Below are 7,214 nucleotides of genomic sequence, written 5' to 3' on the forward strand. Positions count from 1 at the left end.
TGTTAGCCTACAACGTGGGTGAGGTGGTGGCGTTTATTGAAAGTTTGTTCCACGTTCAGTTCTTATCGCGAGAAATTTATTACATCAGCACCATTCCAACCGATCCACAGATGGCAGATATCACCACCGTTGCTGTGACATCATTTGTCCTCAGTCTGCTGGCAACGATTTATCCCAGTTATCGTGCTTCCAAAGTGAATCCGGCGGAGGCGTTACGCTATGAATGATACCGTTATTTCTTGCCGCAATTTGGTTAAACAGTTTTCTCAGGGTGATTTGGCAGTTCCGGTATTGAAAGGCGTTAATCTGGATCTGATTAAAGGAGAAATGTTGGCGATTGTCGGTGCCTCCGGTTCCGGTAAAAGCACGTTGCTGCATATACTGGGCGGATTGGATGCGCCGACAAGCGGGAATATCCGGATTCTCGGACAAGATATCGCGCAAATCAATGAAGAAGAGCGCTGCCGGTTACGTAATGGTTCGCTCGGCTTCATCTATCAGTTTCATCATTTGTTGCCGGAATTCAGCGCGCTGGAAAATGTGGCTATGCCGCTGCTGATTCGTCGCCTGCCGAACCGGGAAGCGTATGACCGGGCAGAAGATATTTTGAAACAAGTTGGATTGAGTCATCGTCTGACACATACGCCGGGTGAATTATCCGGCGGTGAGCGTCAGCGCGCTGCGGTTGCGCGTGCATTGGTTACACAACCTGCCTGCATTCTGGCTGATGAGCCTACCGGAAATCTTGACCGGCAGACGGCTGAAAGCGTCTTTGATTTGATGCTGGAGTTGAACCATAGAATTAATGCCAGCCTGGTCATTGTCACGCACGATTCCCGCCTTGCCAATCGGGCCCAACAAATCAAGCAATTGATCGACGGCGTTTTATGCGATATCCCCCATGCATAACGACTACGTAAACAAACCACCGACCTCTCATCCATTTTTATAGCCGGCTTATGCGTACTTTATTTACGTACATCATGGTCTTTCCCCGGCGCAGCGCTTTTGTTCTGATTGCACTGCTGGTTGCCGGTATCGCTGAAGGGCTGAGTTTGACGGCACTGCTGCCTTTATTGTCGATCGCTGTCGGTGATTCAGGCGAATCGGGCGATTCGGGCATCGGTAAATTCATGGAGAAAGCGCTGCAAGATATCGGCATTGAACCCACGTTGGATGCGATCTTGATCATTATCGTTGGCGGTATGTTTCTCAAAGGCGTGGTGTTGCTGTTGGCTAATCGCCAGGTAGGTTACACCGTTGCACATGTGGCGACGGCCTTACGCCTGGATCTGATTGAAGCTTTGCTCGCCAGCAAGTGGCAATACTATTTGCGGCAACCCGTTGGATCACTCGCCAACTCGGTTGCGACGGAAGCGTATCGCGCAGCCAACGGTTTTGAGCACAGCGTAAATGTGCTGGCACTCGCCATTCAAGTGCTGGTATACGCCGTCGTAGCATTGTTTATTTCATGGGAAGCGACACTGGCTTCATTAATTATCGGCTTATTCCTATTAATTGTGCTGAATCGCTTAGTCAGCGCAACCCGGCGTGCAGGGAACAAGCAAACCCAATTGCTACGTAATTTATTAACATACTTATCCGATGTGCTCAGTTCGGTGAAATCGCTGAAAGCCATGGCGCGAGATAACGTAGCCGACGCTATTTTGCACGAACAGACGCAACACCTGGAAAAAGCCACGCGCCGGGAAGTGATGAATCGAGCTGCGCTAACCGCGCTGCAGGAACCCATACTAGCTGCTCTGACAGCCAGCGGCTTATATCTGGCCTTGGTGGTGTGGCAATTATCCTTGCCGGAAGTCATGCTGATGGTTTTTTTGCTGACACGTATTCTGGGATTACTGAATAAAACACAGCGCAGACACCAGCAACTGGCCGCGCAAGAAAGCGCTTACTGGGCTTTACGTAAGGCTGCCGAAGATGCTCGTGCGGCGGCAGAGAGGGCAACGGGAACACTGCAACCTACGCTGCAAAAAGGCATTACATTGCAGCATGTTAAATTTGAGTATGGCCAGAAAACTATTTTCAAAGATCTGAATATCGAAATACCGATCAACTCATTCACTGCAGTCATGGGGCCATCCGGCGCCGGTAAAAGTACTTTGCTGGATCTCCTCTGTGGATTGGCCGAGCCGCAATCCGGCGAAGTTCAGATTGACGGCATATCGCTGCATGACATCAATCTGCGCCAATGGCGCCACATGATTGGCTATGTCTCGCAAGACACTATTTTGTTGCATGACACGGTAATGAATAACATTTTGGTCGGAGAGCCCGCATTGACTGCCGCCGATGCAGAACGAGCGCTACGCCAGGCCGGCGCATGGGATTTTGTCAGTGCTTTGCCGGAAGGATTGCAAACGGTTGTGGGTGAGCGCGGCGGGTTACTTTCCGGCGGACAACGCCAGCGTGTCGCCATTGCGCGGGCGCTGGCCCACAGCCCATCCTTCTTAATTCTGGATGAACCTACCAGCGCACTGGACCCTGAAAGCGAAAAAACTATCTGCGAAACGCTACAGAATCTAGCCAAAGATTTGACGGTTATTGCTGTTTCTCATCAACCGGCTGTCATCAATGCGGCAGATCGTGTGTTTATACTTTCCAATGGCGTGGCGGAACCATTATCACAGGCAGTGCACATGAATCACGAGCTCAGCAGTTAGCAATCAATTTAAATGCTATTCACTCGGTTGATTTGCATGGAATCTGCTCGAGGTGAGTAGCATCACTCCAGGCGAGTGAGCGGTAGTCAAAGCCATTTTCAATTGTTGGTTTGATAATATCGAAGAAGGGTGATATGTCAAAATCGCGCGGTGTGTACAGACTGTGATGGCGTATGTGATAGATCTCTGCATAGCAATCAGCGCGCATCGGATCATCTGACCAGGCGCGTTGAATCTCCGGTAAGATCGGATAGCGCACCGATTCGAAAGCCTGTGCGATCAAGGTTGAACAGATTGCGCGCGTCGGGTCGCCGCTGCCTAGGGCCAGCAGGCGTCTGCGGAATCTCGTGGGAACGGGTAGAGTGGGTAGAAGATAGCGTAGGAGATCGAAAATGTGTTTGAGGTCATAGTGTTGGCCGATGCGTGCAATGACATAATCGACAACCCGCTTGCGATCCTCATCATTCAAACCGACAGGACGGCAAATCCGGGTGTGCATTTGCGCATAGTGTGCCAATGTTATTGCGCGCACTCCTTCCTTCAGATCGGCTTCAATCAGTACCTGCGGAAGCTGCCAGGGAGTGTTGGAAGGTAATACGTCGCCGATGTACAGGGCTGCATGTGACCAGGTGGATTGCGTAAGATATTTGATAGCGACACTGACACGGGTATTTCCTTCAACCAATAAGACATCTCCGGGTTGCAAGGCTGTTGCGAGTTTTTCCTGGCTGATCGTAGCGACCTGAGTGCTTTGGCGCACCGGCTTGGTTAGGAACCGTGCCAGACCACGGCCTACAATTTCAGTTACCTGGCCCATGAATTCTCCTTATGATGATAAGTATTGGCTTGTTTCCGCTATTCACATGGCTATGTGAGGTAAAACAGCGACGCATCGAACAATGTAAACATCAAAATTTTATTCGATGAAAGCAACTTCTATTATATGTGCCTACAATGCGGTTTGTGATAGGTAATTTACCTGTTAATAATGAATGAACATACTTTCTACTTAGTAGCATTCGCAATCTCCATGGTTATCGTGACAGTCTGCGTAGTATTACATTATGAGGCATTGCGTTTCTTAAGCCGTACAGTGGGTATACATATGCATAAACGCATTGGAGTGCTGGTTGTGATGCTTGGATTACTGGTAGCGCATGTGCTGGAAATTCTTATATTTGCTTTGGGCTATATCGTCATGCAGCATGGCATTGGATTGGGGCATATCACCGGAATGACCGAAGGAAGTTTGTTTGATTTTATTTATTTTTCATCCGTTGTGTATACGACAGTCGGATTTGGCGACCTATTACCGGTTGGAGCCATACGGATATTAACTGCTGCTGAAGGTTTGGCAGGGTTAGCGATGATTACTTGGTCGGCTTCTTTTACCTTTCTGGCGATGCAACGTCTATGGCCGCATCTATTGACACAATCGGAACGCAATTCTAAAGATTGACAAACATGGTTTTTTTTCTTGAAACCTATGCGCATTTAAGGTAAAAGAAGTTCTTAAAACATCGCATAGCCCTGACGTTAACAAGAAATGAATGGGTACTTTGACTTTGCAGTATTTAATCTTTAGGAGGCTCGCATGAAGCGTTTGCTTACGGTTGTATTATCTGCTTTAACTTTCTTTCCATTATTATCTTCTGTGCAAGCAAAGGGAAATGAAAACAATAATCCTACGGCTATTTCGAATCAACCTAATTTTGTTCCCGGTGAGCTTTTAGTCCAGTTTCGTGCTAACAGTGTAGATGAAGACGAGAATCGTGTGCTGGGTAAAATTAGGGGTGAAGTTTTGGAGAGAATCAGAACGCACTTGATGACTTCTGAAGGGCGTGGGAATTTGCTAAGGGTTCGTTTTCAACCAGATTTATCACAGCATGTGGCAATTAGGCTGCTTAAAGATGATTCTATCGTTGAATTTGCAGAACCCAATTGGATTTACACGCACCAGGCAACTTCAAATGACACGTATTACACCAATGGATCGCTATGGGGAATGTATGGAAATGATGCTACTCCGCCGGTAAATGGCTTTGGCAGCCAAGCGGATGAGGCCTGGGCGGCAGGATGCACGGGTAGTAATAGCGTTTATGTTGGCATTATCGACGAAGGGATTCAATTTAACCACCCTGATTTAATCGCAAATGTATGGACAAACAGTTTTGATCCTGTCGACGGTATCGACAATGATGGTAATGGCAAGATCGACGATATTCATGGCTGGGATTTCGCTGGCAATAATAGAACAATTTATGACGGTGGTTTGCAAGGGCTTGTTGATAGTCACGCGACACACGTCGCCGGCACAATTGCGGGGAAAGGTGGTAACAATAAAGGTGTCGCCGGTGTCAACTGGAATACTACTTATATATCCGCTAAATTCTTAGGTCAGAATGGTGGAACAACTGCCAATGCGATTAAAGCGGTAGACTATATAACTGATTTAAAGACTCGCCATGGATTAAATATTGTCGCTACGAATAATTCCTGGGGCGGTGGCGGATTCTCGCAAGCTTTACTGGATGCGATTAACCGAGGAGGAGATGCAGGAATCTTGTTCATTGCGGCAGCAAGTAATGGCGGCGCAGATGGCGTGGGCGATAATAACGATACGACGCCAAATTATCCTTCGAACTACCAGTGTACCTCGAATGGTAAAGATTACGACTGTGTGATTGCGGTCGCAGCCATTGCCAGTGATGGTTCAAGAGCTTCTTTTTCAAATTATGGTGCGACAACCGTGGATCTTGGGGCTCCGGGATCTGGAATTTGGTCTGCTGTTCCTTACAATAAATATTCTTCGTTCAGCGGAACATCGATGGCCACCCCGCACGTAACGGGTGCGGCGGCGCTTTATGCTTCAAGAAATCCCGGCGCAACCGCGGCGCAGATTAAAGCGGCCATCTTAGAAAAAACCATTCCTACGGCCTCGCTAGCTGGGAAGGCAGTGACCGGTGGAAGACTCAATGTGGGAGAATTCTGTCAATAGAATCGCTGCGTAAAAAATACCGTATCAATTTAAAACTTGGATGGGATGGATTTTGTGTACTGCAGAACCATCCCATTCAAGTTTGTTTTATGCGGCTTATTTCAGGTTGCTCATATCCTGATTCAATTTGCTTTTACAGTGTTCTACCTTGCCACCTAAATCTAGCAGTCCAGCAGTTCTCATACATTCGTTATATTCAAATAGAACGTCATTCTTTTTCTGAGCAATTTCTAACGAAGCCGAAAGTTGCTTAACTTGCTGAGCAATATTCTTTAAATTGATATCCGAAATTGTGACGCCAATTCCATCAATACTTTGTTTTGTTTCATCCAGTTTCTTCATTGATTCTTGGTTGATTTTTTTGGCTTGCTCAGCAAAAGCCTGATTGGCTTTGCCGGAGTAATTTTTTAATTCATCAACATTCTGTTGGGTAATGCCAGCCAATTTCTCCTGATAGTTGTTGAGTTCGCCTTGAACAAAGGTATTGATACCTTCTTTGAAGCCATCCAATGAACTGTCAATCTCCTGCTTAAATGCTCGCATCTTCTTTTCGACTAATTGTTTTACATCATCATCCAGCTTCTTCACGATTGTGTCAGAGATTTTCTCAATAGGCGGCCGTGAGTCGATAATTTCTGTTTTGGCCGCACTCAAGCTCGATTTGATGTCATCGGCGAGTACTTTTTGCTTGCCGTCGACCTGATTGAGTGCATCTTTCTCATTCTCCGCAACCAACCACGCAATCAGCAGGAGATCTTTTTTCTTCTCCTGATCGAGGCCAAGAATCAGTTGATCCAGCATGTTGGTAGCAACTTCTTTATCCGCGACATCTTTCAAATGGCTTAAATTAGCGGAATTTAATATGTCCTGCAGGTTGCTATGAATCTCCCGAACATTCGCATCCGCCCTGGCTGATACAATCGATTGGCGATAGAGCTCATACGGCAAATAAACCAGTGCCAGGACAGCGCATACAACGGAAGCCGCGGTTTTCCATCGTTTGTTTTGAATAAAAAAACTCAACCCAAGGAATACTAAAACTAAAATGAAGATAGGCATTAAAATTTGTACAACCTCTAGCCAACCTCTTTCTATCAGCGCTTCAATCGAAACAAATTTCCCAATTTTGGTAATAAACTCGTTCATCAATGACTCCCCGTACGACGAAAAAAATGTAATTAAACGTAACAGCTTTTTTTAGGATACTGATAATTTATCATGGTATCGCCGATTTGATTGAATAACTTTGGATTTTATTACTGCGTGTGCAAGCTGGGTACACATGTATCCAGAATGAAATTTCATTGGGGAGAAATATGCGCATGGCCGCATCGTATCCGTATTGGTAGGCCATCGTGTGCGTTGTGTTGCAGCACATATCTGGATGTTGCATGCTGAAAAAATGTAGGGCAATGGAATGGACTCCTCCAACTAAGCGGCATCGTAATGTGCCAGACTATAATTTTCATTGAATAGTCAAAAGAGGAGGAGTCAAATGAATGTTACACGTATGGGTATTGATTTGGCAAAGC

General features: G+C 46.5%; 6 protein-coding genes and 1 pseudogene. 5 read left to right on the plus strand and 2 right to left on the minus strand.

Annotation, left to right across the window (positions count from 1 at the left end):
* The 3 genes and pseudogenes from QZ942_RS06740 to QZ942_RS06750 all read left to right on the plus strand — a co-directional run.
* Nucleotides 1-227: pseudogene (locus QZ942_RS06740) on the plus strand (lipoprotein-releasing system transmembrane subunit LolC); the annotation flags it as partial.
* Nucleotides 220-909, plus strand: coding sequence for a lipoprotein-releasing ABC transporter ATP-binding protein LolD (gene lolD / locus QZ942_RS06745; protein WP_292993938.1), 690 nt, complete (start codon nucleotides 220-222; stop codon nucleotides 907-909). The pseudogene QZ942_RS06740 and the gene lolD, both read left to right, overlap by 8 nt.
* 50 nt (nucleotides 910-959) lie before the next feature.
* A complete protein-coding gene (locus QZ942_RS06750; protein WP_292993940.1) occupies nucleotides 960-2,684 on the plus strand; it encodes an ABC transporter ATP-binding protein in 1,725 nt (574 codons plus the stop codon).
* Between the two features lie 19 nt (nucleotides 2,685-2,703).
* Here QZ942_RS06750 and QZ942_RS06755 read toward each other — a convergent pair whose 3' ends face one another.
* Entirely contained in the window at nucleotides 2,704-3,501 is a 798-nt protein-coding gene (locus QZ942_RS06755; RefSeq protein ID WP_292993942.1) for a YiiX/YebB-like N1pC/P60 family cysteine hydrolase, read from the minus strand.
* Nucleotides 3,502-3,672: 171 nt separating this feature from the next.
* On the opposite strand from QZ942_RS06755, the gene QZ942_RS06760 reads away from it, so the two are divergent.
* The gene (locus QZ942_RS06760) at nucleotides 3,673-4,143 is read left to right on the plus strand and encodes a potassium channel family protein (protein WP_292993944.1); all 471 of its coding nucleotides are present in this window, start codon (nucleotides 3,673-3,675) and stop codon (nucleotides 4,141-4,143) included.
* A 135-nt stretch (nucleotides 4,144-4,278) separates the two neighbouring features.
* On the plus strand, nucleotides 4,279-5,682 hold the full coding sequence (locus tag QZ942_RS06765; protein WP_292993946.1) for a S8 family peptidase: 1,404 nt from the start codon (nucleotides 4,279-4,281) through the stop codon (nucleotides 5,680-5,682).
* A 96-nt stretch (nucleotides 5,683-5,778) separates the two neighbouring features.
* On the opposite strand, the gene QZ942_RS06770 is transcribed toward QZ942_RS06765, so the two are convergent.
* The gene (locus QZ942_RS06770; protein WP_292993948.1) at nucleotides 5,779-6,828 is read right to left on the minus strand and encodes a hypothetical protein; all 1,050 of its coding nucleotides are present in this window, start codon (nucleotides 6,826-6,828) and stop codon (nucleotides 5,779-5,781) included.
* Between the last annotated feature and the right edge of the window lie 386 nt (nucleotides 6,829-7,214).

Origin of the sequence: Nitrosomonas sp., from assembly GCF_021731985.1 — a bacterium.
Taxonomy (GTDB): Bacteria; Pseudomonadota; Gammaproteobacteria; order Burkholderiales; family Nitrosomonadaceae; genus Nitrosomonas.